The 25,970-nt window shown below is 40.5% G+C and carries 23 protein-coding genes; 16 read left to right on the top strand and 7 right to left on the bottom strand.

All coding sequences use genetic code 11. The annotated features are described in order from the left end of the window. The first annotated feature begins 339 nt into the window (after positions 1 to 339). The 5 genes from NY014_RS00340 to NY014_RS00320 all read left to right on the top strand — a co-directional run bounded on the left by NY014_RS00340 (position 340) and on the right by NY014_RS00320 (position 6,671). A complete protein-coding gene (locus NY014_RS00340) occupies positions 340 to 1,317 on the top strand; it encodes a GSCFA domain-containing protein (protein WP_259412538.1) in 978 nt (325 codons plus the stop codon). Between the two features lie 48 nt (positions 1,318 to 1,365). Further along, positions 1,366 to 3,393: a thioredoxin domain-containing protein gene (locus tag NY014_RS00335; protein WP_259412537.1), complete on the top strand. Its 2,028-nt coding sequence runs from the start codon at positions 1,366 to 1,368 to the stop codon at positions 3,391 to 3,393. A gap of 4 nt (positions 3,394 to 3,397) precedes the next feature. Then, complete coding sequence (gene priA / locus NY014_RS00330) at positions 3,398 to 5,917, top strand: replication restart helicase PriA (protein ID WP_259412536.1); 2,520 nt, start codon at positions 3,398 to 3,400, stop codon at positions 5,915 to 5,917. 75 nt (positions 5,918 to 5,992) lie between these two features. After that, positions 5,993 to 6,265, top strand: coding sequence for a DUF6364 family protein (locus NY014_RS00325; RefSeq protein WP_135069173.1), 273 nt, complete (start codon positions 5,993 to 5,995; stop codon positions 6,263 to 6,265). Beyond that, positions 6,249 to 6,671: a type II toxin-antitoxin system VapC family toxin gene (locus NY014_RS00320; RefSeq protein ID WP_259412535.1), complete on the top strand. Its 423-nt coding sequence runs from the start codon at positions 6,249 to 6,251 to the stop codon at positions 6,669 to 6,671. The genes NY014_RS00325 and NY014_RS00320 overlap by 17 nt, the downstream gene beginning before the upstream one ends. Here the strand turns inward: NY014_RS00320 and NY014_RS00315 are convergent. Further along, positions 6,617 to 7,504 (bottom strand): alpha/beta hydrolase, encoded by an 888-nt coding sequence (locus tag NY014_RS00315; protein WP_259412534.1) that lies wholly within the window; start codon positions 7,502 to 7,504, stop codon positions 6,617 to 6,619. The two genes, NY014_RS00320 and NY014_RS00315, sit on opposite strands and share 55 nt — an antisense overlap. 130 nt (positions 7,505 to 7,634) lie before the next feature. On the opposite strand from NY014_RS00315, the gene NY014_RS00310 reads away from it, so the two are divergent. The 3 genes from NY014_RS00310 to NY014_RS00300 all read left to right on the top strand — a co-directional run bounded on the left by NY014_RS00310 (position 7,635) and on the right by NY014_RS00300 (position 10,745). Further along, positions 7,635 to 8,723 carry an efflux RND transporter periplasmic adaptor subunit gene (locus NY014_RS00310; protein ID WP_259412533.1) on the top strand — a complete coding sequence of 363 codons (1,089 nt, stop codon included), beginning with the start codon at positions 7,635 to 7,637 and terminating at the stop codon, positions 8,721 to 8,723. A gap of 79 nt (positions 8,724 to 8,802) precedes the next feature. Continuing rightward, positions 8,803 to 10,059 carry an ABC transporter permease gene (locus NY014_RS00305; RefSeq protein WP_259412532.1) on the top strand — a complete coding sequence of 419 codons (1,257 nt, stop codon included), beginning with the start codon at positions 8,803 to 8,805 and terminating at the stop codon, positions 10,057 to 10,059. Next, positions 10,056 to 10,745, top strand: coding sequence for an ABC transporter ATP-binding protein (locus tag NY014_RS00300; RefSeq protein ID WP_259412531.1), 690 nt, complete (start codon positions 10,056 to 10,058; stop codon positions 10,743 to 10,745). Before NY014_RS00305 ends, NY014_RS00300 begins: the two co-directional genes overlap by 4 nt. A gap of 91 nt (positions 10,746 to 10,836) precedes the next feature. Here NY014_RS00300 and NY014_RS00295 read toward each other — a convergent pair whose 3' ends face one another. Next, complete coding sequence (locus tag NY014_RS00295; protein ID WP_259412530.1) at positions 10,837 to 11,913, bottom strand: agmatine deiminase family protein; 1,077 nt, start codon at positions 11,911 to 11,913, stop codon at positions 10,837 to 10,839. Between the two features lie 3 nt (positions 11,914 to 11,916). Beyond that, positions 11,917 to 12,765 carry a carbon-nitrogen hydrolase gene (locus NY014_RS00290; RefSeq protein WP_259414110.1) on the bottom strand — a complete coding sequence of 283 codons (849 nt, stop codon included), beginning with the start codon at positions 12,763 to 12,765 and terminating at the stop codon, positions 11,917 to 11,919. A gap of 191 nt (positions 12,766 to 12,956) precedes the next feature. Between NY014_RS00290 and NY014_RS00285 the strand changes: the two genes are divergently transcribed. Then, positions 12,957 to 13,883: a nucleoside hydrolase gene (locus NY014_RS00285; RefSeq protein WP_259412529.1), complete on the top strand. Its 927-nt coding sequence runs from the start codon at positions 12,957 to 12,959 to the stop codon at positions 13,881 to 13,883. On the opposite strand, the gene NY014_RS00280 is transcribed toward NY014_RS00285, so the two are convergent. Beyond that, complete coding sequence (locus tag NY014_RS00280; RefSeq protein WP_259412528.1) at positions 13,877 to 15,256, bottom strand: amidohydrolase family protein; 1,380 nt, start codon at positions 15,254 to 15,256, stop codon at positions 13,877 to 13,879. The two genes, NY014_RS00285 and NY014_RS00280, sit on opposite strands and share 7 nt — an antisense overlap. Positions 15,257 to 15,415: 159 nt before the next feature. Then, the gene (locus NY014_RS00275; RefSeq protein WP_259412527.1) at positions 15,416 to 16,099 is read right to left on the bottom strand and encodes a Tat (twin-arginine translocation) pathway signal sequence containing protein; all 684 of its coding nucleotides are present in this window, start codon (positions 16,097 to 16,099) and stop codon (positions 15,416 to 15,418) included. A 474-nt stretch (positions 16,100 to 16,573) separates the two neighbouring features. Between NY014_RS00275 and NY014_RS00270 the strand changes: the two genes are divergently transcribed. Then, the gene (locus tag NY014_RS00270; RefSeq protein WP_259412526.1) at positions 16,574 to 17,764 is read left to right on the top strand and encodes an esterase; all 1,191 of its coding nucleotides are present in this window, start codon (positions 16,574 to 16,576) and stop codon (positions 17,762 to 17,764) included. Positions 17,765 to 17,839: 75 nt separating this feature from the next. Here the strand turns inward: NY014_RS00270 and NY014_RS00265 are convergent, their stop codons facing one another. Next, positions 17,840 to 19,531 carry a GMC oxidoreductase gene (locus NY014_RS00265; RefSeq protein ID WP_259412525.1) on the bottom strand — a complete coding sequence of 564 codons (1,692 nt, stop codon included), beginning with the start codon at positions 19,529 to 19,531 and terminating at the stop codon, positions 17,840 to 17,842. 119 nt (positions 19,532 to 19,650) lie between these two features. On the opposite strand from NY014_RS00265, the gene NY014_RS00260 reads away from it, so the two are divergent. The 6 genes from NY014_RS00260 to NY014_RS00235 all read left to right on the top strand — a co-directional run bounded on the left by NY014_RS00260 (position 19,651) and on the right by NY014_RS00235 (position 24,242). Further along, positions 19,651 to 20,265: a hypothetical protein gene (locus NY014_RS00260; RefSeq protein WP_259412524.1), complete on the top strand. Its 615-nt coding sequence runs from the start codon at positions 19,651 to 19,653 to the stop codon at positions 20,263 to 20,265. Between the two features lies 1 nt (position 20,266). Further along, positions 20,267 to 20,560, top strand: coding sequence for a winged helix-turn-helix domain-containing protein (locus NY014_RS00255; RefSeq protein ID WP_237563094.1), 294 nt, complete (start codon positions 20,267 to 20,269; stop codon positions 20,558 to 20,560). 53 nt (positions 20,561 to 20,613) lie between these two features. Then, positions 20,614 to 20,937 carry a hypothetical protein gene (locus tag NY014_RS00250; protein ID WP_259412523.1) on the top strand — a complete coding sequence of 108 codons (324 nt, stop codon included), beginning with the start codon at positions 20,614 to 20,616 and terminating at the stop codon, positions 20,935 to 20,937. Between the two features lie 48 nt (positions 20,938 to 20,985). Continuing rightward, positions 20,986 to 22,230, top strand: coding sequence for a DUF4153 domain-containing protein (locus tag NY014_RS00245; protein WP_259412522.1), 1,245 nt, complete (start codon positions 20,986 to 20,988; stop codon positions 22,228 to 22,230). 86 nt (positions 22,231 to 22,316) lie between these two features. Further along, positions 22,317 to 23,222, top strand: coding sequence for a sugar phosphate isomerase/epimerase family protein (locus NY014_RS00240; protein ID WP_259412521.1), 906 nt, complete (start codon positions 22,317 to 22,319; stop codon positions 23,220 to 23,222). 237 nt (positions 23,223 to 23,459) lie between these two features. Then, the gene (locus tag NY014_RS00235; protein ID WP_259412520.1) at positions 23,460 to 24,242 is read left to right on the top strand and encodes a glycerophosphodiester phosphodiesterase; all 783 of its coding nucleotides are present in this window, start codon (positions 23,460 to 23,462) and stop codon (positions 24,240 to 24,242) included. 381 nt (positions 24,243 to 24,623) lie between these two features. Here NY014_RS00235 and fahA read toward each other — a convergent pair whose 3' ends face one another. Further along, a complete protein-coding gene (gene fahA, locus NY014_RS00230; protein ID WP_435520604.1) occupies positions 24,624 to 25,886 on the bottom strand; it encodes a fumarylacetoacetase in 1,263 nt (420 codons plus the stop codon). Positions 25,887 to 25,970 lie beyond the last annotated feature (84 nt).

The raw sequence follows: 25,970 nt of genomic DNA, 5'->3' as shown, positions 1-25,970 counted from the left end.
AATGCGGTCTTCATTTTTAACGTGGGGAGTTATAGGAAACCACATAGTCACATAGATTACATCGAGAGAATATTCCAGGAAAAAAGCGCTTAGAATTCATTTAGCAGCTGATAAAGAATATCAAAAACTATGTTCCCTATGATGCTATGTGGCAAAAAACAATCTGATTTTCCGGAATTCTGAAAATAGGGAAATAAAACCTAGGCAAACATTAATCAAATTTTACTCGAGGTTTTTGATCTTTCTTCAACAGATGCGCAAATCATCATCCCTAACCTAACCTCCTTGGATAATTACAGGTTCAGTAAAACCTAACATCAGTTTTATTAACTTCATGCCATGCATTGGTTTACCGAATTTGAAATTTCACCATCTCCTCTTCCTATCTCCCATCAGTCCAAAATCCTGAGCATGGGTTCCTGCTTTGCGCAAAGCATGGGTACAAAAATGGAAGCGCACAAATTCGACATTTCGATCTATCCATTTGGCACCATTTTTCACCCTATGACTCTAGCCGACCTGCTGAAAATGGCTCTCGAAAGCGGCCCAATCGATGAAAACCTGATCGTGGAAAGGGAAGGGATTTATTTTCATTATTCGGCTCATTCGGATCTATTTGGAATCAGTAAGGAAGACCTTCTACAGAAATTCAATAAGAAATTAGAAATTGCCAGAGAATCTTTATTAGAGGGTAGCCATCTGATTTTGACTTTTGGGACTGCTTGGATTTATGAATTGAAGAACTCCAGTAGAGTTGCCAATTGCCATAAAAAACCGCAAAAAATTTTTCAAAAACGACTTACTGAATTGGAGGAAATGAAAGTTTCCTTGAAGGAAGTATTCAAAGAACTGACAAACATTAACCCCGATCTAAATATCATCTTAACAGTCAGCCCGGTGAGGCATATCAAAGATGGAATTCCTGAAAATCAGCTTAGCAAAAGTTTGCTCCGGGTACTTTGTCATCAATTAGAGAAGGAATTCGATTCTGTCACCTACTTTCCATCTTATGAAATCATGATGGATGAATTGCGGGATTATCGATTCTACAAGGAAGATCGAATTCATCCCACAGAAGAAGCAGAAAACTATATCTGGGAAAAATGGATGAAAACTTATTTCTCATCCGAAACCCAACAAAAAGTAAATGAAATAGCTAAAGTAATGCGAGAATTGGCTCATCGCCCATTGAATCCCCATTCGGTATCTCATCGGAAATTTCTCCAAAACTTACTCGGCAAACTGGAACGATTAAATTCAGAATTCGATTTTTCAATTGAAATAGAAAGTGTTAAAAGCCAATTGAAAACTAGCTAAGAACCGGAAGTTCTTTTTCATTCTTTTCAACTTTACAACCTCATAACTATGCCTAATCGTCTCATCCATAGCCAAAGCCCCTACCTTTTACAACATGCCCACAATCCAGTTGATTGGTATCCTTGGGGACCAGAAGCTCTGAAAAAAGCAGAAGTCGAAAACAAGCCCATCTTGGTCTCTATCGGCTATTCCGCCTGCCATTGGTGTCATGTAATGGAACGTGAAAGCTTTGAGGATGAGGTTACTGCGGAGTTGATGAATGAGTATTTTGTCTGCATCAAAATCGATCGGGAAGAACGACCCGATTTGGATAATATTTACATGGACGCGGTGCAGGCTATGGGCTTGCAGGGTGGCTGGCCACTGAATGTCTTTTTAATGCCCAATCAAAAGCCTTTTTATGGAGGCACCTATTTCAAAAATGAACAATGGACACGCCTGCTCGCTAATATTGGCAATGCCTTTAAAAACCATGCTGATCAATTAGCCGAAAGTGCAGAAGGATTTGGGCGATCATTGAATCGGTCCGAAATCGAGAAATATGGAATAGTTGCGAGTGATGAAGAAGCGAGTGCCGATGATTTGGTAGAAATCATCACCAAGCTCAATTCTCAATTTGACAAAGAATGGGGAGGAATGAACCGTATTCCAAAATTCCCCATGCCGGTTATCTGGAATTTTGTGCTGGACTATGCCCAGATCAGCAAACGCAAAGATTTAAAAGAAGCGGTCTATTTCACATTGAAAAAGATCGGAATGGGAGGAATTTATGACCATGTCCGAGGAGGATTTGCCCGCTATTCTGTGGATGGGGAATGGTTTGCTCCTCACTTTGAAAAAATGCTCTATGATAACGGGCAACTTTTGGAATTGTATTCCAAAGCCTATCAACTGAGTAAAGACGGCTTTTTTCTGGAAAAAATTGAAGAAACCATTCAATGGCTACAAGCAGAAATGCTTGATGAAAAAGGAGGATTTCACGCAGCTCAAGATGCAGATAGTGAAGGCGTTGAAGGAAAATTTTACACTTGGCGATATTCCGAATTGGAACAATTAGTTGGCGATGAGTTGCCTTGGTTGCGCAAACTTTACAACCTCAAAATTCACGGAAATTGGGAAGATGGAGTGAATATTTTGTTTCAGACCTCAGATTATGAATCCGTGGCAAGGGAATTCAAAATGTCCAAGGATGAACTCTTGGGAAAACTAGCTGAAGTAAAAGCCACTCTTTTAGAAGTTAGAAATCAGCGGATTTTCCCTGGTAAAGACGATAAAATTATAGCTGGCTGGAATGGATTAATGTCCTCAGGATTAATTCAAGCCTATTTGGCTACTGGAAATGAAAAAGCTATTGATTTAGCCTTAAACAATTTGGACTTCATCCGGGAACATATGATTATCGATGGGGTTTTGCATCGCACTTACAAAAACGGTTCGACCTATACCCCTGCTTTTTTGGAAGATTATGCGGCTGTTATCAAAGCATCCTTGACGGCTTTTGAAGTCAGTGGAAATATTACCTATCTAAAATTTGGAGAGGATTTAACGGCATTTTGCATGGGTCACTTTTATGATGAAAATGAAGGGTTTTTCTTCTTCAATGATCCCAAGGCTGAAAAATTGATCGCGAATAAAAAGGAGCTTTTTGACAATGTCATTCCGGCTTCAAATTCAATCATGGCTCGAAATCTTCACAAACTTTCTTTGCTTACTTACAATGAAAAGTATGCTGAGATATCGAAGGCCATGCTTAGCAAAATGAAGGATTTGATCCTCAAGGATCCGGGATTCTTGAGTAATTGGGCAAGTCTTTTATTGGAGCAAGTTGTCCCGACTGCGGAAATCGGAATTATTGGAATCGGGGCTAAAGAAAAGGCTTTGGAGTTGCTTCGAAAAGCTCCATCCAATCTGGTAGTTGCCTGGAATGAGGAAGTGACAGAAAATGCCCCAATTTTACAAGGGAAAACTCCCGATTCGACGGGAAATGCCTTAATTTATGTCTGCTTCGATCATGCATGCCGAAGACCGGTCTCGCAGGTTGAAGATGCCATTTCGCAATTACCCAAATTGAATTGATTCTGTGCTGAGCCTTTTTGAAGAAAAAGAATTACCTGAAAGCCAACCTGAATTTTCTTTTGCAGATGTGATTTTACCGGTGCCCATTCCCCGAATGTTCACCTATAAAATCCCAAGAAACCTGTATTCGGAAATTCAAATTGGGGCACGGGTAATTGTCCAGTTTGGCCGAAAAAAAATTCTTACCGGAATCATCGGGAAGGTCCACAACAAGCCTCCACAAGCTTATGAAGCAAAAGCAATTTTGGAGGTATTGGACCATCAGCCTTCAGTCAACCCACTTCAAATTCGATTTTGGGCTTGGATGGCGGAGTACTACTGCTGCCACATTGGTGAAGTCATGCATGCCGCACTTCCCTCAGGACTCCGATTATCAAGCGAATCACGAATTCAAGTCAATCCAAATTTTGATAAAGAAAATAGCCCTTATCCACTGGATGAGCGGGAAGAAAAGATTTTGGATGCCTTGGAAAATCAATCCGAGCTGAGCTATGATGACTGCGAGAAAGTGTTGGGGATCAAAACCATTCACCCCATTCTCAAAAGTTTGGTTACCAAAGAGGCGATTTTAATTTTTGAAAAGGTTCAGGAAAAATATACTCCTAAAATTGAAACCAGAATCCGGCTTCGCTCTAATTTGGCTCAAAACAAAGAAGCACTTGAGGAGCTCTTCGCCCAACTTAGCGGAAAAGTAAAACAGGAGTCCATTCTACTAAAATACCTACGGAATGTCCCTGTTTTCCAAAAACCGGAATTGAACGAAAAAGGACTGGATAAAAGCACCTTATTGGAGGAAGGGGATTCTGAAAGTTCCTTGAAAACATTGATCAAAAATGGTGTATTCGAGTCCTTCAAGGTTGTGGTCAATCGATTGGAAGAAATACAACCCGAGCGGACTGCCTCTGAACTTTCCCCTATACAACAAGAAGCTGTAGATTCCATCAAGTCTCAATTTGAGGAAAAGCAGACGGTCTTAATTCATGGAATTACGGGAAGTGGAAAAACTGAAATCTACATTCGGCTCATTCAGGAAGTTTTGGAAAGCGGTTCTCAGGTCTTGCTTTTACTTCCTGAAATCGCTTTGACTACTCAAATTGTAAGTCGGCTTCAGGAAGTATTTGGTTCGCAAATGGGCGTCTATCACTCCAAATACTCAGATAATGAACGTGTAGAAGTTTGGAATGGGGTTTTGAGTGGGCGATTCTCTTTTGTGGTGGGTGTGCGCTCATCCCTATTTCTGCCTTTTGATTCCCTGGGGTTGATCATCGTGGATGAAGAGCATGAATCCAGCTATAAGCAATTTGATCCAGCGCCACGGTTCCATGCCCGGGATGCTGCTATTATGCTGGGATATTTTCATCAGGCAAAAACTCTTTTGGGTTCCGCTACTCCTTCTTTTGAATCCTATTTTAATGCCCAACAAGGAAAATATGGACACGTTGAACTACATCAGCGCTTTGGAGATGCTCAGTTACCGGAATTTTATTTGGCTGATTTAGGGGCTGATCGAAGGAAGAACTTACTCAAGGTAGATTCGACTAGGCTTTTGCGGGAGAAGATTCAGGAAGCGCTTGATAAAAACGAGCAAATTCTAATCTATCAAAACCGGAGAGGTTATTCTCCCTATGTACAATGTGAAGATTGCGGTTGGACGGCAGAATGTGTACAATGTGACGTTAGCTTGACATACCACCAGTTTTCTGAGGAATTGCGATGTCATTATTGCGGCTACAAGGAAAAAGTGCCAACCTCCTGCCCTGCTTGCGGTAGCACCCAACTTTCAACCAAAGGAATGGGAACGGAACGTATCGAGGAATCCTTGAGTTTGCTTTTCCCTGAAGCAAGATTAGGCCGAATGGATTTGGACACCACCCGAAATAAATATGGCTACCAACGGATATTGGATGAATTTGGAGCAGGTCAAATTGATATTTTGGTGGGAACCCAAATGATTACCAAAGGATTGGATTTTGGAAGAGTGACAGTGGTTGGTATTTGGGATGGAGATCGGATTCTGAATTTCCCTGATTTCAGAGCTGGAGAGCGTGCTTTTCAGCAAATTACCCAAGTGGCAGGAAGAGCAGGAAGACGATCTGTAAAAGGCCAAGTCGTAATCCAAACCCGAAATCCAGAACAAGACATTTACGCCAAGGTCATAGCAGGAGATTACAAGAATTTTTTCCGGGTAGAAATGGCTGAAAGAAAGCAGTTCTATTATCCTCCCTTTGTCAAACTAATCAAAATCACCACGCGCCACGCTGATTTCAAAACTGCAGAAAAAGCTGCAATAGCCCTGCACCGGGAAATGGCTCAAATTGCTGTGAAAAAGATTGTTCTCGGACCTGAAAGAGCTTTGATAGGGAGGATCAAAAACCAATACCAATTTGAGAGTTTGATCAAACTAGACCGTTCCGGTGCAACCCAACAGGAGTTTAAAAAAAGGTTAGCAGAAATCTTAGAAGAACTGCAGGCTAGGTCAGAGTTTCGATCCGTCCGGTGGATAATTGATGTGGATCCAAGTTAAGCCACAACTGATTGATTTTGAACTTTTTGCATAAAAAGTTAATTATGCGTATAATTAGAAAAAAATACGCATACCATGAAGAAGCGCTTAAACATTACCATCGATGAAAAGCTACTTGAGAAAATCAAGCAGTATGCAGCCAAAGAGGAAACCAGCATTTCAAGTTTGGTAGAAGAGCATTTCGAAAAGCTAGTCAGCCGAAAAACCGGACTTCCTGAAGGAATGTCCCTCGTGGAGTATATGCGGTCGCTGCCAAAATCCAAAATTGAGTTTCCTGAAGATTTTGATTGGAAGGAAGAATACTACAAAGCTAAAGCAAAGAAATTAGGCTATGAAGATCTTCTTTGATGTAAATGTGGTTTTAGATTTTTTCTTGGAAAGAAGTCCAATACAGCCCTTAATCAATCAACTTTTTGAAAAGTTAGAGAACGGTCAAATCCAAGGGTTTATAAGTATAAGTGTAATTCAAACCTGTATCTATTATTTAGCACAGGCGAAAGATTACGAAACGACAAAAGGAATCGCTCGTATTTGTTGCCAAATCTTTGATTTTCTTGATGGAGATAAATTGGATGTAATCAACGCATTAGAATTAGATCATTTGGATATCGAAGACAGCATCCATTATTCCATTTGCAAATATCATCAAATCGAAGCCATAGTTACCTCAGAGAAGGATTTTCTCAAATTATCCAATAATTACTTGCCTGTATTGACTCCCGAGGAACTTGTACGTAGACTGCCATCTGACTGAGTTTGGATAAAACCCAAAACATCATCGTAACCCTTTTTCCAAGTCCAGAAATACTGGGTAATCATCGGAATATGTTTGGTTTTAGGATAAAAGGAATAAGTTAAATCAGTACCTTTTTCATCAGCCACCTTTCGGAATCGCTCAACTGTCAAACGAATCCCAGGATAGGTTTTCTCTCCTTCCATCAAAAGCATGGGGATTTCATTTCCCTTTAAATAATAAATAGGGGAATAAGCTTTCCAAACCTCAGAATTATCAGTAAAAGCATCGTAATTGTCCGTTCCATTTGGTCGATCACGCATTTCTTCTAAAAACCAATACCAATCCAATCCAGCCGGATCGTTCAAAATGGCACCTTTCAAAGGATTAGATAAATTCATCGCCTGCCATGATTCATTTTTTACTGCTGCCAATGCCGCTAAATGACCTCCTGCCGAATGTCCGGAAATGAAAATCTGATTGGGATCTCCTCCATATTCTGATATATTTTCTTCAACCCATTTCACAGCCAAAAGCACGGCCTGCTCCATTTTGTCGACTTGATATTCAGGTGCAAGTGGATAATCAATAATGACAGTCACCACTTCCCTTCTAGCCATTCGATTTCCCAAAAAGTCATAGATCTCTTTTCTGCCTTTATTCCAACTACCTCCATGGATAAAAATCAAAACAGGTAGGTTATCCGCTCTTTTTGGAGCAAAAACATTCAATTCCTTTTGAGGTAATTCCCAAGAATTCTCGGTTTCGATGTAAGGAATCTCTTTATCCCGTACTACAGATCGAAATGCGCAGGATTCCAGAAAGATGAACAGGATCAATAAATAGTTTTTCATAATCACAGAATTGAAAAAATAACTTGGAGTCGGAATCTTTGTTTGGGGAAATTATTGTTGCTAAGTTGACAATTATCATAAAAAAACCAACCGCATAGGTTTTTATTTGATCATTGATTCTTTCTAGCACATGAACTACAGAATCCATTTCATCTTGGGATTTTTTCTAGGCTTTGCTTTTTTTTCCTGCAGCAATTCCGAAGAAACTGCCATCAGTCCCCAAATTCAGTCTATCACTGAATCGGTGTATGCATCAGGCAATATCAAAGCAGTCAATCAATATGAAGCCTATGCAATCGGTACAGGTCCTATTCAGGAAATTTTCGTGAAAGAAGGCGATGTCGTCAATGAAGGAGACCCCATTTTGGCAGTGTATAATGAACGTGAAAGATTGTCTCGGGAAAATGCTGAATTGGCTCAGGCTTTTGCTGATTATCAAGAAAATCAATCCAAGCTTCGTGAACTTCAACTTGCCATTGACTTGGCGAAAAGCAAATTTCAAAACGACTCCCTCCTTTACGCAAGACAAAAAAAACTTTGGGAGCAAAATATTGGAACAGAAGTGGAATTCGAGCAGCGTAAGTTGACCTATGAAAATTCAAAAAACAATTACGAATCAGCTTTAATCCGTTACGGAGACCTCAAACGTGAAATCGAATACAATTCCAAAAGCGCTTCCAAAAACTTGGCAATCAGTCGGGTTTTGGAAAGTGAATTTGTGGTAAAAAGTAAGATTCACGGAAAGGTTTATGCACTTCCCAAAGAGCAAGGAGAAATGGTGGGACCACAAACGGTCGTGGCTGTTTTGGGTGATGAAAAAGACTTCATCATGGAGTTGTTGGTTGATGAATATGACATTTCAAAAATTGCCTTAGATCAGCTTGTGATTATCCGAATGGATAGTTATGTCGATCAGACTTTCGAAGGAAAGGTCACGAAAATCTATCCGTTGATGGATACGCAGTCCAAAAGCTTCACGGTGGAAGCTGTATTCACCAAATCTCCCCCTGTCCTTTACCCCAACTTGAGTTTGGAGGCCAACATCATCACAGCTCAAGTTGAAAATGCTCTGGTAATTCCGAGAAACTACCTCTTGAATGATGAAAAAGTAATTTTGGAAGAGGGCGACACCATTGTAGTAAAGGTTGGTTTGAAAAATTTTGAATTCGCTCAAATCCTGGAAGGATTAAACCAAGACCAACAATTGATCAAACCGTGAAGCCAAGGATGAGGAAAAGCTGGAATATATCTAATCATGGTTTGAGCCAATGGACCATTAATAAGCAAATCCCGTAAAGATGAAATGGTCTTTGATTCTTGAGTTGTCCAAAGCCCTCATGCTGGCCCGATTCAAACAGACGGCGGTTGCAGCTACTGGGGTGATGTTCAGTATCACCATGTTTGTGACGTTACTGGGATTTATGAATGGACTTAATTCGATGTTGGATGGCTTAGTCCTTAATAGAACGCCCCATATCCGATTTTACAACGAAATCAAGCCTAATCCCAATCAACCGGTTGACATAACCGACGAATTTCAAAATACCTGGAATATCATCCGATCCATCAAACCAAGTACAAGCCGTCTAGCGATTTACAATTCAGAACAAATCATCCAAAATTTGGAGAATGACCAACGGGTTTTGGGTGTAAGTCCAAAGGTTTCTGCACAGGTGTTTTTCAACGTTGGCACGATCGATTTGACAGGAATTGTAAGCGGGATAGATGTGCAAAAAGAAGCACAGCTTTTTGCCTTTACTGATTATATCACGGCAGGTAATTATGAAGAATTGAATCAAACCAATACCATTATTTTGGGGAAAGGCCTTGCCGACCGAATGCTGACAGGGATAGGTGATGTGATTCAAATTACCACAGCTCAGGGAAATAAGATGCAAGTTAGGGTCGTCGGCTATTATCAGTCAGGGCTAGGCGATTATGATAACAGCAATAGCTTTGCTTCCATTGGTACGGTACAAAAAATGCTTGGCGAACCTCCCTCCTATGTTACGGATATTCAGGTTAAGCTTCACAATTTGGATTTGGCTCCTTCCATGGCTCGTGAACTTGAAAAGATTTACAATATTGATGCAGACGACATCCAAACTGTAAATGCCCAATTTGAAACCGGTACCAATATCCGAACTTTGATTAGCTATGCGGTTGGGATTACCCTCTTAGTTGTTTCCGGCTTCGGTATCTACAACATCCTCAATATGATGATTTATGAAAAACTGGATACCATTGCCATTCTAAAGGCAATCGGATTTAACGGTTCGGACGTAAACCGGATTTTCATTACCATTGCTCTTTCGATAGGTGTGATTGGTGGTGGTATAGGATTGGTATTTGGATATTTTGCCTGCCTGGGAATAGATCAGATTCCTTTTGAGACGGAAGCTTTGCCCACCATCAAAACATTCCCGGTGGATTATAATCCCAAGTACTATTTTATAGGAGCAAGCTTCAGTTTAATTACAACCTATTTAGCAGGATTTTTCCCTGCCAGAAAAGCTAGCGGTGTAGATCCAGTGGACATTATTCGAGGAAAATGAAAAATCATCATCCAACGGCATTACAAGCAGAAGGGGTTGATAAATTTTTCTTCAACCCCACCAAAACTCAAGTTCTCAAAAAGGTAAGTTTTGAGGTGAAACAGGGGGAATTTGTCTCAGTAGTAGGAAAATCCGGGTGTGGTAAATCTACCCTTCTCTATATTCTTTCTACTATGGACACCGATTACCAAGGCAAGCTCCATATGGACGGGGAATTGATTACTGGCAAACCTAGAAATTACCTTGCCCATCTCAGAAACGAAAAAATCGGCTTTGTCTTCCAGTTTCATTACCTATTGAATGAATTTTCGGTACTGGAAAACATCATGATTCCAGGTCTAAAGTTGGGAAAATATTCTAGAGAGGAATTGGAATATCGAGCGATGGAAAAACTTCGGATTTTTGAAATGGAAGAGCATGCCCTAAAAAAAGCTAATCAGCTTTCCGGAGGTCAAAAACAGCGGGTAGCCATCGCCCGAGCCTTGATCAATGACCCTTTGCTGATCATGGGAGATGAACCTACAGGAAATCTGGACAAGAAAAACTCTGATATTGTCTTCAACAAGTTTAAGGAACTTGCACAAGAATTCAAGCAAACCATGCTTGTAGTAACCCACGATCAAGAATTCGCTGAGGGAACAGACCGAATTATTGAAATGGAGGACGGAAGAGTGATTAGGCAGTAGGCAGTTTTCAGTAGGCAGTTTGTTTGGGTCAATGCCTAAAAAACGTTGACCATTGCACACTGCTTACTGCTTACTGTTTACTGAATACTGCCTACTGAACCGCCGGTTCCTGCTGACTCAAGCAGTGAAAACTCCCCAATCCCCAGATGATATCTGTACTATCGATTCCGATCACGCTACGTCCAGGAAAACAATCCGTGAGGATATCCAAGGCTTTCTGATCATTTTTATCCCGAAAAGTCGGTACCACCACCACTTCATTTCCAATGTAGAAATTGGCATAGGAAGCCGGAAGTCGCTGATCTTCCCAAATCACCGGACCTGGCATAGGTAGCTCCACAATGTTCAGTTGCTTGCCGTTTTCAAGGCGCATTTTTTTGAGCAATTCCAGATTTTCGGCCAAGATTTCGTGGTTTTCATCAGCCTTGTTTTCCTCGATCACAGTCACCACGGTGTCTTCATTCACAAAGCGGGTGATGTCATCAATATGCCCGTCCGTATCGTCTCCAATAATCCCATCCCCTACCCATAAAATATTTTGAACTCCATAGTAATCACAGAGGTATTTCTCAATCTGAGATTGATTGAGATGTGGATTTCGGTTTTTGTTGAGCAAGCAAGCGGTCGAGGTCAGTAGCGTTCCTTTTCCATTAAATTCCACTGAACCGCCTTCCATGACTATACCCGGCTTAAAGCAGGGAAGTCCCAACTCCTCAGCAATTCGAATTGGAATCTGATTATCCAGATCATAAGGAGGATATTTATCACCCCAGGCATTGTAATTCCACTTGACAACAACCCTTTTCTGCTCGGCTTTCGGATTGATCAAAAAGGCCGGGCCATGATCTCTACACCAAGCATCATTGGTGGGAAATAGATGAAAATTTACATTTTTCAAATTGGCTCCAGCTGCTTCCAAATGCTTGGTAGCTAAGGCTTTCATCTCCTCGCTTCCTACATTAATATTGACTTTCTGAGCATTGGCCACTGCTTTTACAAATTGAGAATAGGGTGAAAAAATCTTTTCGATTTTTCCAGGCCATGACTCTTCCTTATGCGGCCAACTCAACCACATGGATTCCTGTGGAGCAAATTCAGCAGGAAAATAATAACCCAGTTCAGCAGGGGTAACTTCCCCACTTTTTGCCAATTCAAATAAATCTTTCATCAATTAGTCTTCGTCAAGGAAACGCTTGGTAATAGGATCGTAGGAATCAATTCTTCGATCCCGTAAAAAAGGCCAGTGAGTTCGATAACGATCCGAACCTGTCAAATCCAATTCCTCCACGTGAATTTCTTCTTCCAAATGAGGAGCTTTGTAAACCACTCTCCCGAATGGATTGGCCACAAAAGATCCTCCCCAAAACTGCATCTCCCCTTCCACACCGGTACGATTAACAGAAACTACAGGAATCCCATTGGCTACTGCATGGGATCTTTGAATAGTCTGCCAAGCTCCATATTGTTCCTCATTGGTCAATTCGTCCTGATCCTTGTGCCAGCCGATGGCAGTGGGGTAAACCAAAAAGTCAGCACCTTTCAAAGCAGTAATCCGAGCCGCCTCGGGATACCACTGATCCCAGCAAATCAACACACCTATTTTTCCAAACTTTGTTGGGAACACTTTATATCCTAAATCGCCAGGGGTGAAATAAAACTTCTCATAATATCCAGGATCATCCGGAATATGCATTTTTCGGTATTTGCCCAAATAGCTTCCATCTGCATCTAAAACAGCTGTGGTATTGTGATATAGACCCTCAGCTCGTTTTTCAAATAGGGAAGCTACAATTACTACACCTAGCTCCTTAGCTAAAACACCCAGTGCATCGGTAGAAGGACCAGGAATGGCTTCCGCTAATTTGAAGTTTTCATAATCCTCCACATCGCAGAAGTAGAGGGATCTAAAAAGTTCCTGTAAAACTACCACCTGTGCCCCTTTTTGAGCAGCTGTACGGATACCTGCAATAGTTTTCTCCATATTTTCGGCCACATTCCCAGAGCAACTGAGCTGGACCATACCTACTTTGACGGTTTTATTTGCCACGGCTTCGACGTTAAAATGAATGGACAAAGATACCGTGGATGGTGGGGATTGACAAATAGGGATTGAAGAATGAAAACAATTAAACCGGAATAGGAATTTCAGCAGTTGACTGGACCGAATCCTCTTTTGTAGTTTTGGGTCCAAAACCGTCTATCACCTCATTTATGACTTTGTTTTATCTTTTCTCCTTTTTGACATTTCTAGAACCCTCTTTCTTTACCCCCATTTCTCAGGAAGAAAAAATCCCGGTAATCATCGATGCAGACACAGCCAATGAGGTGGATGATCTTTTTGCCTTAGCTAGGGCTTTAGCAGATGAGAAATTGGATATCAAAGGGATTACATCTGCACAATTCCATATATCTCCATTTGCGAGTGATTCTACAGTCAAGGAAAGTCAAACGATTAATGAGCGCTTGATAGAGCTGGCAAACCGACAAGAAATTCCATTACCCATAGGTTCAAACTTCCCTTTAAAATCAAACTCTGAACCTCAGCGATCCCCTGCCTCTGATTTTATTATTGAGCAGGCTCTCAAAATGGAAGGAGATGAAAAGTTGAATCTAGTTATTCTTGGCAGCTGTACAAACGTGGCCTCGGCCATCCTTCAAGAACCTAGCATCATACCGAAAATCAAGGTTCATTATCTGGGTATATGGCATGATCCAGAAACCAACAACTTCAACAAGAAGGAATTCAATTCCGGGAACGATACGCTAGCAGTCAATGTAATTTTTGATACGCCTGAATTGGACTTGACCATTATGTCTGCCACAACTAGTCAGCATTTGGTTTTTGATAAGGAAAAAGTTGATCAGCAGCTTAGAGGGAAATCCGAACTAGGGGATTACTTGATTAACCGATGGGAAAGCTACACCCGATGGTGGACAAATGAAGACCCCGGGAAAGAGCGTTGGATCATGTGGGATGTAGCCATTATTGAAGCCTTAATCCACCCGGAATGGAGCAAAGTGGAAGAATTTTGGACTCCCGAGGAGAATACCAGAAGAAAAGTAAAAATTCATAGCAGAATTAATACTGAGAAAATGGAGAAGGATTTTTGGGAATCCTTTGAGCGGGCTTTTCACTGAATTTCATCCGGAACTTCCTCAACTGAAGGCCCCAACTTCCCTTTAGCGGCATTTTTCAAATCATGGGAAGAATAAAATTTCCCGTCTTTTACAACTGTGTGAACACTTCGGGTTCGATTGATATCTTCGATAGGATTGCCACGGATAATCATCATATCCGCCCATTTTCCTGGACTAATACTTCCTGCTTTATCTGCAATTCCTAAGGCTTCTGCATTTTGCTGGGTAGCAAAATAGATGACTTCGCCCGGAGGAATCCCGATCTCAACCATGGCAGCCAATTCTCGATGCATAAAAAAACCACCAATCCCTCCGCCTAGATAATTATCCAATAATAAGGGTCTGTCAGTCCCAACTGTAATCAAACCGCCAGCCTCATAATACCGCTTCAGAGTTCCCTGCTTGACTGGATAAATCAAGGCGCAAAGTTCATTGAATGCAGATGGAGTGTTTTTTGATTTGATGATGTCCTTGGTGAAATCCGTGAAATATTCATTTTCAATGGCAAAATCAAAAAAGATAGGAGAATCAATCATTCCGATCGCGCCATAAGTTGCCAACGTTGCATCGAAATAAACCCCATTATCGATATAGAGCTGAATAATTTCATTTAACATGGGATCGGCTGGATCGAGCTTTTTCAAGCTTTGATACGCATCAATGGAATCAGCAAGCAATCTCCCTCCCAGAAAATGCTCTACCCGGTCGATTCCCATTTGGATAGCTTCCTGAGGATTGACCGAATTTCTATAGCCTGAATTCAAATGGCCGGTGACAGTTAAATCATGCTTATGCGCCTGATCAATTAGAACTTTCAATTGTTCACTTGTAATTCCCTTTGCCTTGAAACCATAAGCTCCCCGATTCGCCCAATAATCCACACGCTGACGGATTTCAGCATCGGAAATTTCAGGATTCCAATCCGGAGCAGCCGTTCCAAAATAGGGCCCTGAGTGAAGAATCCTAGGTCCTGGAATTTGGCCAGCATCAATTTTTTTCTGCAAATCCCACATTTTTTCCGGCTCAATTTCTCCAGCCGGAAAAGTACTCGTCACCCCATTTGCCAGAAAAATCTTCGGCATGGCAAGCGTATCATCGTAAGCCTTACCTTCAAAACTGACACGATAATGAGCATGTAGATCAATCAAACCCGGAAGGATATAATCATCATCCGATAGCTTTTTCACATCCCAATTCATCACATTCTCACTTCCTGTTCCAAACTTCCCATTGACCAAATAGATGGCCGAATTCTTTTTGAAGTTTTTCGTATCGGTATCATAAACCCAACCTCCAGTTATGATTTGATATTGGGAAAAAGCTGGAATCCCTAGTAGAAAAAGGAAAAGTGAGAGCAGGATATTTTTTGACATAAGAGAAAGGTAAAAAACGATTTGATTTCTCTTCAATATACGCTTTCTAAGTTTGAGGTATTAAAGAAGAGATTGAAAAAAATAAACGAAACAGGTTTGCCTCTCCAAAAGATGACAAACCTGAAAAGCATTTAATTATTTGACTTTAACAATACCAAATCAATTACCTGCGAATATGTAAGCACAACCATGCTTTTGGGCCCGTTGCAAAGCCCAAACTCCAGATGGTACAATTTGAATCCCAGGTAAAACCCCATTCTTCCATTCTTCATATACCACCGCAGGATCCATTCCCATTTGGTTTGCTTTATTTCCACTATAAACGTTTAGAGCCAAATCACAAACACAGAACAAAGCACCTCTTGACTGAAGATCTTTGATCCCTTGTACTATTGGAACAGGAAAATCTCCTTCTTTTGGTTCATAATATGGATTTCTTAATGCAGGCTTTTTAGTAAGCTGATCATTCACACCCACAAACGCACCCAATTCATACTTTTCCCATAGCTCTGACTTAAGAGCAAATGGAACTGCCGAATGCCTCAATACAGACATGGCTGTAATATCTTCATCTAACGAACCAGTTTGATTATTTGATAGATAGAAAGCCCAATTCCAAATTATCGGGAAACCGTCATGAGGGGTTGAGCCATCAAATACTACTCGATGTTCTCCTTTGATTTTTTTAAACCATTCTTCGGCTTCATTGAGCATTTTCGAGGATTTAGATGAATCAGCGAATCCTAAAGTAGGTGAAATCAAAGTTCCTAATCCGCCTGCAGCTCCACTCAGTAAAATTGAATTCAGAAAGTCTCTTCTGGTATTTGATTTTGGGGTTTTCATAGTGTAAAGGGGTTAAGATGAGTAATAAATCGAAAGGATAAAGCTCTGGCTATGGCCTTATCTCAAACCACCTTAATTCCTTAAAGTGGTCAGAAATTAATTGTTACTAGGTGATTTAGATTTTTAAGAATCCAAAAAGGCTATGGCAGAAGATTCGTGTAATCAGAAAAGAGATTAAGCATAGCCTAAACTAATCTCTTTGAAATTTGTGGGAGTAAATGTTCTAAAAGTTATAATTTTTTCCTGATTAAATCATCATACTTATCTGATTTTAAATAATATATGGCTTTTAAAGCTGTAACTAAAAATTGAAATATTACAATTATTTAATACAATACAAAATTCATTTTGAATAGAAGAAATAGCATTTGTCTTAACCTTTTGATCATCCATAGAATGCTTTGTAATATTTCTCTAGGTTTTCAAAAGCCCTTTTTCTATTTTCACATATTGACACAATAGAACCCTTTTAACATGAAGAAACAACTTCTATCCGCATTTTTCTTCCTATCATTCAGCCTTTTAGGCTTTTCACAGGAAGCATTATTTGGAGGACAGCAAATCATCTCACCTGAAGTCCATGCAAACAACACCGTCACATTTAGACTTCTGGCTCCTGATGCCGAGAAAGTCGAGATCACAGGAGACTTTTTGCCAACCGAAAAAATGAAAACTCCAATGGGTGAAATGGATGGCCCAGGTAAGGTGGAAATGACAAAAAATGATCAGGGAGTCTGGACTTTTATCTCAGAGGTTCTTAATCCTGAGTTATACAATTACTCCTTTATTATCGATGGTTTCAAGACAACTGATCCAAACAATCCATTTTTGATCCGAGATGTGGCCTCAAGCACGAATATCTTTATCATTGGAGGAGGTCAGGGTGAACTTTACAAAACCAATGACATTCCTCACGGCACTGTCGCAAGACGCTGGTACGATTCTCCTGGCTTGGGAATGGATCGTAGAATTACTATTTACACCCCACCCGGCTACGAAACATCCAATGAGAAATATCCTGTTCTATACCTATTGCACGGAGCTGGCGGAGATGAGGAGGCTTGGATTTCGCTAGGTCGAACCGCACAGATTATGGATAATCTGATCGCTGAAGGAAAAGCAAAGCCGATGATCGTCGTAATGCCGAATGGAAATGTGATCCAAGATGGGGCTCCTGGAGAAGGAAGCATGGGCTACTATAAGCCTCAGTTTATGGTACCAAGAACCATGGATGGAACTTACGAAGGAGCTTTCGAAGATATTATCAAATTTGTGGAAGGCAACTATCGCGTAAAAGCAGATAAAGCGTCCCGGGCTATCGCAGGTCTTTCTATGGGTGGCTTCCATACTTTGCACATCTCAAGGTACTACCCGAATACTTTTGATTACATCGGCTTGTTTTCTGCAGCAATAATGCCTCGTGAAGATGCAACGGGTAAGGTTTACAGTAATTTTGACGAAACCTTACAAAAGCAAATGGACAATGGTTATAAGCTTTATTGGATAGCAATTGGAAAAACAGATTTCTTGTACGATGCCAATAAAGAATACAGAGCTAAACTCGACACCATGGGAATGCCTTATGAATATGTAGAAAGTGAAGGCGGACATACTTGGAGAAACTGGAGAGTTTATCTAAGCCAATTCGCTCCAAGATTATTTTAAAGCATTTTTCTCTCAAACCTATAAAGCTCCTTCGGGAGCTTTTTTAGTATCCATCATTATTTTGCGGAAAATGACTCAAAGATTTCCTTTTTTGAATTCTTCAGCTGCATAATTAGCAGCTCTTGCAGTCAAAGCCATATACAAAAGTGAAGGACTCTGGTTACCTGTACTCGTCATACAAGCTCCGTCCGTCACAAAAACATTTTTACAGGCATGAACTTGATTCCAGGAATTAAGCAAAGAATTTTCTGGTGAAGTTCCCATTCGAGCCCCTCCCATTTCATGTATATCCAAGCCAGGCGCCTGCTCGCTATCGCTGATTTCTATATTTTTCACTCCTGCCCTTTCCATCATCTCCTGAGCCTGAGAGAGAAAATCCTGCAACATTTTTTCATCATTTTCATCATATCCCACTGAGGTCACCAATTGCGGAATTCCAAAAGGATCCACTTCTTTTTCACTTAACCTCACATGATTTTCCGATTTGGGAATAGTCTCCCCTTGCATATACATATACACATGCCAATTTCCAGGTTGACTTTGAGCCTCTTTAAACTCTTTCCCAAAAGTCGGATTGGACATTTCTTTCCCTCTTCCTCTCCATGCTCCCGAAAAAATGGTATAACCACCTACAAAATCTAGATTTGGATCTTTTTGACCCAAATTCCGAAAATTAGCAATGATGGGTTCAGTGGGGTTTCTACCGAAATAATACTTATCCTGAAACTTTTCCAATTCTCCAGAAACCCAACCTCTGTAGTTATGAAAAGCTACATATTTCCCCAAAAGATCATAATCATTCCCCAAGCCATTGGGAAAGCGATTGGATTTGGAATTGAGCATAATTAGCACACTATTCAACGCTGAAGCATTCAGGAAAATAATTTTGGCTTTAAATTCAATGGTTTCCTTGGTATTCGCATCAATCACCCTTACCCCACCAGCCTTTCCGGTTTTTTCATCATAAATCACCGAATGGACTACTGAATATGGACGAATAGTTAAATTTCCCGTACGATCAGCCCAAGGCAAAGTCGAGGAAACAGAACTGAAATACCCCCCAAACGGACAACCACGCATGCACATATTCCTAGCTTGGCATTGCCCCCTTCCTTGCTGTATATGAATCTCCTGTGGATCGGTCAAATGGGCCCATCTTGCGTGAACCATATGTCGGTCTGGATAATACTCTTTAATTTTTTGACTCAAATAGCTTTCAGCACAATTGAAATCGAAAGGCCTCATAAACTCCCCATCTGGCATAGCGACAATTCCATCTCGAGTCCCACAAACTCCGATAAACTTCTCAACATGGGAATACCATGGCGCGACATCTTCATAGCCAATTGGCCAATTCATCCCATAACCCTGTAATTCTGGAGCTTTGAATTCAAACTCACTCCAACGCTGAGTAGCTCTTCCCCATGTAAGGGACTTTCCACCTACTTGATAGCCACGAATCCAATCAAATGGTTTTTCTTGAACATACGGATGGTCCTTGTCTTGAATGAAAAAATGTTTTGTCTCTTCTCCAAAGCCTGCGGCCTTGCTTATCAATGGGTTATCTTTTAAATAATCCTGAGTAACCCGTCCCCGGTGTGGAATTTCCCATGGTTTTAAGTTAGCAGTTGGATAATTTTTATTGTGGACTACAGACCTTCCCCTCTCCAAAACCAAAGTCTTGAGTCCTTTTTCACACAATTCTTTTGCAGCCCAGCCACCGGAAATTCCTGAACCTACTACAATTGCATCAAATGAATTTTCCATTGAAAGTATATTTGGGTTTCTCTATAGATCTTTCTCTGTCTAAATTTTTCTAAAAATTTTTCCCAAACCATATAAAATCAAAAATATTAATTTACTTTGCATTACAAAGTACTTTTAAAATGAAAAATCCCGAAAAAGAATTAGCCGAAATCAAGTCCATGATGGAGCGAAGTACACGCTTCATTTCTCTCAGTGGGCTTTCTGGAGTTTTGGCAGGAATCTATGCATTTCTTGGTGCCGGAATTGCCTGGTATTGGGTTTATTATCCAAGTTCTGGATTAGGGTTTGATTCAGAAATAAACTCCACCGCGGATTTGCAAAGCAAATTATTGGTGGTGGCTATATTGGTTTTGGTTTTGGCGATTGGAACAGCCTACCTGCTTAGCCAAAGCAAAAGCCAAAAGAAATCACAGAAATTTTGGACTCCAGCAAGCAAACGGTTTCTTCTTGCACTATTCATCCCAGTTATTGCCGGAGGGCTTTTCTCTTTCGCTTTAATTCATAAAAACGCATATGAATTTCTCGCCCCTGCAACCTTGACTTTCTATGGACTAGGCTTAATCAGTGCTTCGCATTTTACCCTAGGAGAAATAAGAAACTTGGGTATTGGTCAATTACTATTAGGGATTTTGGCAGCCTTTTTCCCTGATTTTGGATTGATATGTTGGGCTTTAGGCTTTGGATTGCTACATGTAATCTACGGCTCCATGATGTATTACCGATACGATCGATAAGGTGAAGGGAGAATACGATAAGGCCTTTGAGAATATAGTCCGATTGCGCATTATGTCTATTCTGATGGCTAATGAGCAATATGACTTTAATTCCTTCAAGGAAATCTTGGAGGTCACTGATGGAAATTTAGCCTCTCATCTACGCAATCTGGAAAACCAAGGGTATATCCAGATTGAAAAAACCTTTGTGGGTCGCAAACCCCAAACCAATTACCAAGCCACCAAGGATGGCAAAAAGGCTTTTGAGGCCCATCTAGAATTCCTTGAAAATTTGATCAAATCCAATAAAAGCTAAAAAAAATTTATTCATATACTTTGAATTTCAAAGTACTTTCAAACCCGTAAATCATGAATCCAATTTCTTCCAATCCTCCAATTCGAATAAAAGACCTACTGCTTCCAGCAATTCTTGGTCTTGTTCTCCCTACAGTTTGGTTGGTTTTTCTTGCCTTGGCCAATGAAAACATCTTCCAACCCTGGATGTACCTCCCACTCACCCTCATTCCCCTGAGCGGTTCAGCAGGAGCCATATTCTTTTACTTCATGGGATTTCACTGGTTTCCCCATGGAGCCAAAAAACTTATCGCAATCATTTTCAGCAGTATACTATACTTTATTATCCTTTGGTTGACTTCTGTCTTTGTCTTCAACTATACCGGACACTGGCATTAATTAACCTTCAAATCTTCGTAAATTATTCAACACATAGCCCACACAGATATGAAAGAGCTACTCCAAAGCAACCTTGATAATCCGGCAGAACTCGAAAAACTCTACCGCAAAAACAAATCGGAATTCAAGAAAGAATTCGATGAATTGTATCCCCAAATCCAAGATCGTGGCCTGGCGGAATTTTGGCATACCCGACTGCATTATGAATCGGATGCCATCAATTGGGGAAGTTTGAAAGACTGGAGAGTCGTGATTATTGCTTCTCTTTTAGCTGGGCTTTATGCAAAACTCCCGGAAATTTTCTCCATTGAAAACGACCTGTTTTATGCAAAAAACCTAGGCTTGATGGTTTTTCCATTTGTCTCCATATACTTCATTTGGATCAACAAACTGACCTCAAAAACCATCCTTACAGTAGGCTCCCTCTTTGTCGCTTCCCTACTTTATATCAATATTTTACCAAATGATGAATCAAGTGACACGCTCATTCTAGCCTGTATCCATTTACCATTACTTCTTTGGGCAATTTTGGGCTATACCTATGGTGCTGGTAATCTAAAAGACTTAACAAGCCGACTTGCTTTCCTTCGATTCAATGGAGATGCTGTCGTAATGGGTGCAATCTTGGTACTATCCGGAATGCTTCTATCCGGTATCACTATTGGCTTATTTGGCTTGATCGGGATTAATATTGAGAAATTTTACATGGAGTATATAGGGATCTTCGGAGCAGCGGCTATCCCCCTTCTTGCTACCCACCTTACTCAAACCAATCCTCAATTGGTCAACAAAGTTTCCCCTATCATCGCAAAGATTTTCAGCCCAATCGTATTGGTTATGCTGGTCATTTACCTTGGAGCAATTGTCTTTTCTGGAAAAGATCCTTACAACGACAGGGAATTTCTCCTTCTCTTCAATCTGCTATTAATCGGAGTAATGGCTTTGATCTTTTTCTCCATTGCTGAAAGCTCTGATGAAAAAAGTAAAAAATCCGGGACCTGGATTCTAATGCTTTTGTCTTTGGTCACTTTGATCGTTAATGCCATTGCGCTTTCAGCCATTGTATTCCGAATCAATGAATGGGGATTAACTCCTAACCGAATGGCTGTTTTAGGAATCAATGTTTTGATGATGATTCATCTAGTTCTGGTAGGTAAAAAATTACTTCTAGCAGTCAAAGGAAGAACTGAAACACAACAAGTAGGAAATGTTATCTCCTCCTACCTGCCAGTTTATTTCATTTGGTCTGCTATCGTCATTTTCTTATTCCCAATCCTATTTGGATTTTCATAAGAAGAAATAATAATTGAATCCTTTATGAGGTTAAAATCACTTCAAATCCCTTTTTTGGGTAAATTAGTGACCAAATGCTTATCACTATGAAAAAATACCCCTTCTTATTGAGCGCCTTATTGGCAGTCGGGCTGGCTTCTTGCAGCCAACAACCCGCAGAGACAACTGAATCGACAGAAACGACAGGAACTACCGAGATGACTTCTTCTAATTTTGGAGGCTTGGCCCTATACACCTTACGAGATGCGATGGGTACTGACCCTAAAGGAACCCTTCAAAAAGTTGCAGATGCAGGCTACGCTTATGTTGAGGCTGCAGGTTATGCTGACGGAAAATTCTATGGTATGGAGCCAGCTGAATTCAAGAGCTACTTGGAATCTATTGGCCTTGAACCAAAAAGTACCCACATGGGCGGTGTGACCTTGGAAAATGCAGATGAACAAATCGCAGCAACCAAGGCTGCCGGATTTGAATACTTTGTCATTCCCGTCCCTCCTATGGGTATGTTTACCTTCGGGCCAGATGGTATGGGAATGAAAGGCACCAAAGAAGATTTGGTGAATATTCTTTCCACCATTGGTGAAAAGTGCAGTGCTGCAGGACTGAAACTTTTGTACCACAACCATGACTTTGAATTTAAGCCTATGGAGGATGGTACTATCTTGACTGACTATATCTTAGAAAATACAGATCCGGCTCATGTGAATTACCAGATGGACCTTTTCTGGGTTACCAAAGCAGGTGCTGATCCTTTAGCATATTTCGAAAAATATCCGGGCCGATTCAAAGCATGGCATGTGAAAGATATGAACGATGAAGGCAACTTCGCTCCTGTAGGAACTGGAAATATTGATTTTGCCAGAATTCTGGCTGAAAAAGATAAATCAGGAATGGTTTACTATTTGGTAGAGCAGGATAACACCTTTGGATTAGATCCATTGGAGGCAATAAAAATTAGCCATGAAGGATTGAAAAAATTCGGTTTTCAATAAACCAAACTTAACAAGCCAACCTTCGGGTTGGCTTTTTTATTTTTAAATTCTTCCCCTTCTAATAATCCCATGCAAGACAATACAACAATAATTATAGTCGTATCTATCTTGGCACTTCACTTTCTGGTTGGAATCGGCTGGCTGATCTATAAAATGTCAGGTTCGGATAAAAACGAAGACTCCAATCATGACGATAACTAAAAAATCAACAACCTTATTTACCTCAAGCGATTTCTCATGCAAAGATTACTCTTGACCATGTTTTTCCTTTTCTCACTTTCTCTTTCCACACTTGCCCAGTCGACTTTTATTCAAAATAAAGTGATTGCTCATCGTGGAGCTTGGAAGAAGAATTCATTTCCTCAAAACTCCCTCGCTTCCCTTCGCGAAGCCATTCGTTTAGGTTGCGAAGGTTCTGAGTTTGATGTCTGGATGACAGCTGATGAAGTTTTGGTAGTCAATCACGATGCGGAATTTGAAGGAATGGATATTGAGCACGCAACTTATGAAGAACTTCTGACCAAGAAACTTCCGAATGGAGAAAAAATCCCTACCCTTAAAGAGTATCTTCAGGAAGGGATGAAGCAGCAAAAAACTAAGTTGATCTTGGAGTTTAAGCCTTCTGAAATCAGCGTAGAGCGAAGTGAAAAAATCGGTGAATTAGTTGTAAAGATGGTTCATGAACTTCAAGCGCAAGATTGGGTAGAATACATCACCTTTAGCTATGAAGGCGGGTTGAAAGCAATAGCGACTGATCCCGAAGCTAAGATCTCCTACCTCACAGGAAACAAATCTCCAGCTGAATTGAAGGAGTCGGGATTTTATGGGTTTGACTACAATTATCGGGTTTTAAAAATGAAACCTGAATGGATTCAGGAAGCAAGAGAGCATGGACTTATCACGAATTCCTGGACTGTCAATGACCCCGAAACTATGAATTGGCTATTGGATCAAGGGATTGATCAGATAACCACAGATGAACCTGAGTTATTGCTGGAAATTCTAGAATCTAGGAAGTAGAAAACACTAATTTGATTTCTTAGAAGTATGGAATTTTAGCAACTGAGATGATTTAACAAAATCAGAATTTTTTCACCACATAGAATCATAGCTCACATAGCGTTTTGGAGAAGGAAATACAGCAAATACCTAAACCCTAAGCATCCTAATTATTGGTGATTTTTGCTATGTTTTCTATGTAACTATGTGGTTATTTTGACTTTGAACCAAAGATTACGAGACCTTATTTATTACATAGGTACACGTTGTATAACATAATTGGAAACTGATTTACCCTTATTAAACTTTCTGAATTCCAGATAAAAAAAATTTAACCATAGTCAAAAAAAATCCCTGATTGCTAACGCTCAGGGAATTTTCTTTTAATAAAATATATCTTGTTTACTTCGCTGGAAGTAGTTTGGATCTTACCTCACCAAATCCAACTCGGACACCATCTTTTTCGGCATAGCCTTTCATGATGACAGTATCCCCATCTTCAATAAACTTCCGCTCCTCCCCTGTTTCCAATTTGACAGGTTTACTTCCTTTCCAACTTAATTCCAACATGGATCCAAATGAATCCTCCGTTGGACCGGAAATAGTACCCGAAGCCATCATATCGCCCACATTGATATTACAGCCATTGACAGTATGGTGAGCCAATTGCTGGGCAATATTCCAATACATGTATTTGAAATTGGAGCGACATACTCGGCTCGCTTGCTTCGCTCCCTCAGGCTGTATGTAAGCCTCCAGATTAATATCAAAACTATGAGCACCTTCACACTGTAGATAAGGCAAAACTTCCGGGTCTTGCTTTGGTCCTTCCACTCGGAAATAATCCAAAGCCTCCAAAGTCACTACCCAAGGAGAAATGGAAGAAGCGAAGTTTTTACCCAAGAAAGGTCCTAGGGGAACATATTCCCATGCTTGAATATCACGCGCAGACCAGTCATTAAATAGCACAAAGCCAAAAATGTAATCTTCTGCTTCGGCAGTAGAAACCGAGTCGCCTAATTTGGTTGGTTTGCCGGTGATAAATGCCAATTCCAGCTCGAAATCCATTCTTCTACTAGGTCCGAAAGAAGGGCTTTCCATATCAGGATCCTTAAACTGACCTTTTGGTCTGTGAATATTTACCCCTGAAGGAATGATGGAAGATGCCCGACCATGATAGCCAACAGGCAAATGCTTCCAGTTTGGCAAAAGGGCATTTTCGGGATCGCGGAACATTTTACCCACATTAGTGGCATGTTCCATGGAGCTGTAAAAATCTGTATAATCACCAATTTTGACGGGTAGAAGCATTTCGGCCTCCTTGCGGTTGACCATTACTTTCCCTCGGATTGAATGATCACGAAGTTTCTCATTATCAGTAAGCAATAAATCCTGTACCCGCTCTCGAATTTTTCGAGTTTGGTTTTTGCCTAAAGCAATGAGTTCATTGAGTGAATCCTGAAGAAATATTCCTTCAGGAAGGAAAAGATCCGAGAAGAAGCCCTCTTGATCCAATACACTCAAGTCTACAATTTTATCTCCAATTGCAATTCCAATTCTGGGACTAAGGCGCTTATTTTTAAAAACACCAAAGGGTAGGTTGTAAATTGTAAAATCGGAGTTTTTCGGTATTTCAACCCACGTTTTCAGCTCAGACATCATCATTCGTTTCGCTACAAATTAAAAATTTGAGAGGGCAAATTTAAGGCTTATCCATGAAATGAAAAGTGAAAGGAAAATTTACTTGGA

Origin of the sequence: Algoriphagus limi (assembly GCF_024919275.1) — a bacterium.
Taxonomy (GTDB): Bacteria; Bacteroidota; Bacteroidia; order Cytophagales; family Cyclobacteriaceae; genus Algoriphagus; species Algoriphagus limi.
Note: the sequence above shows the minus strand (reverse complement) of the source record. Positions and strands in the feature narration are given on the sequence as shown.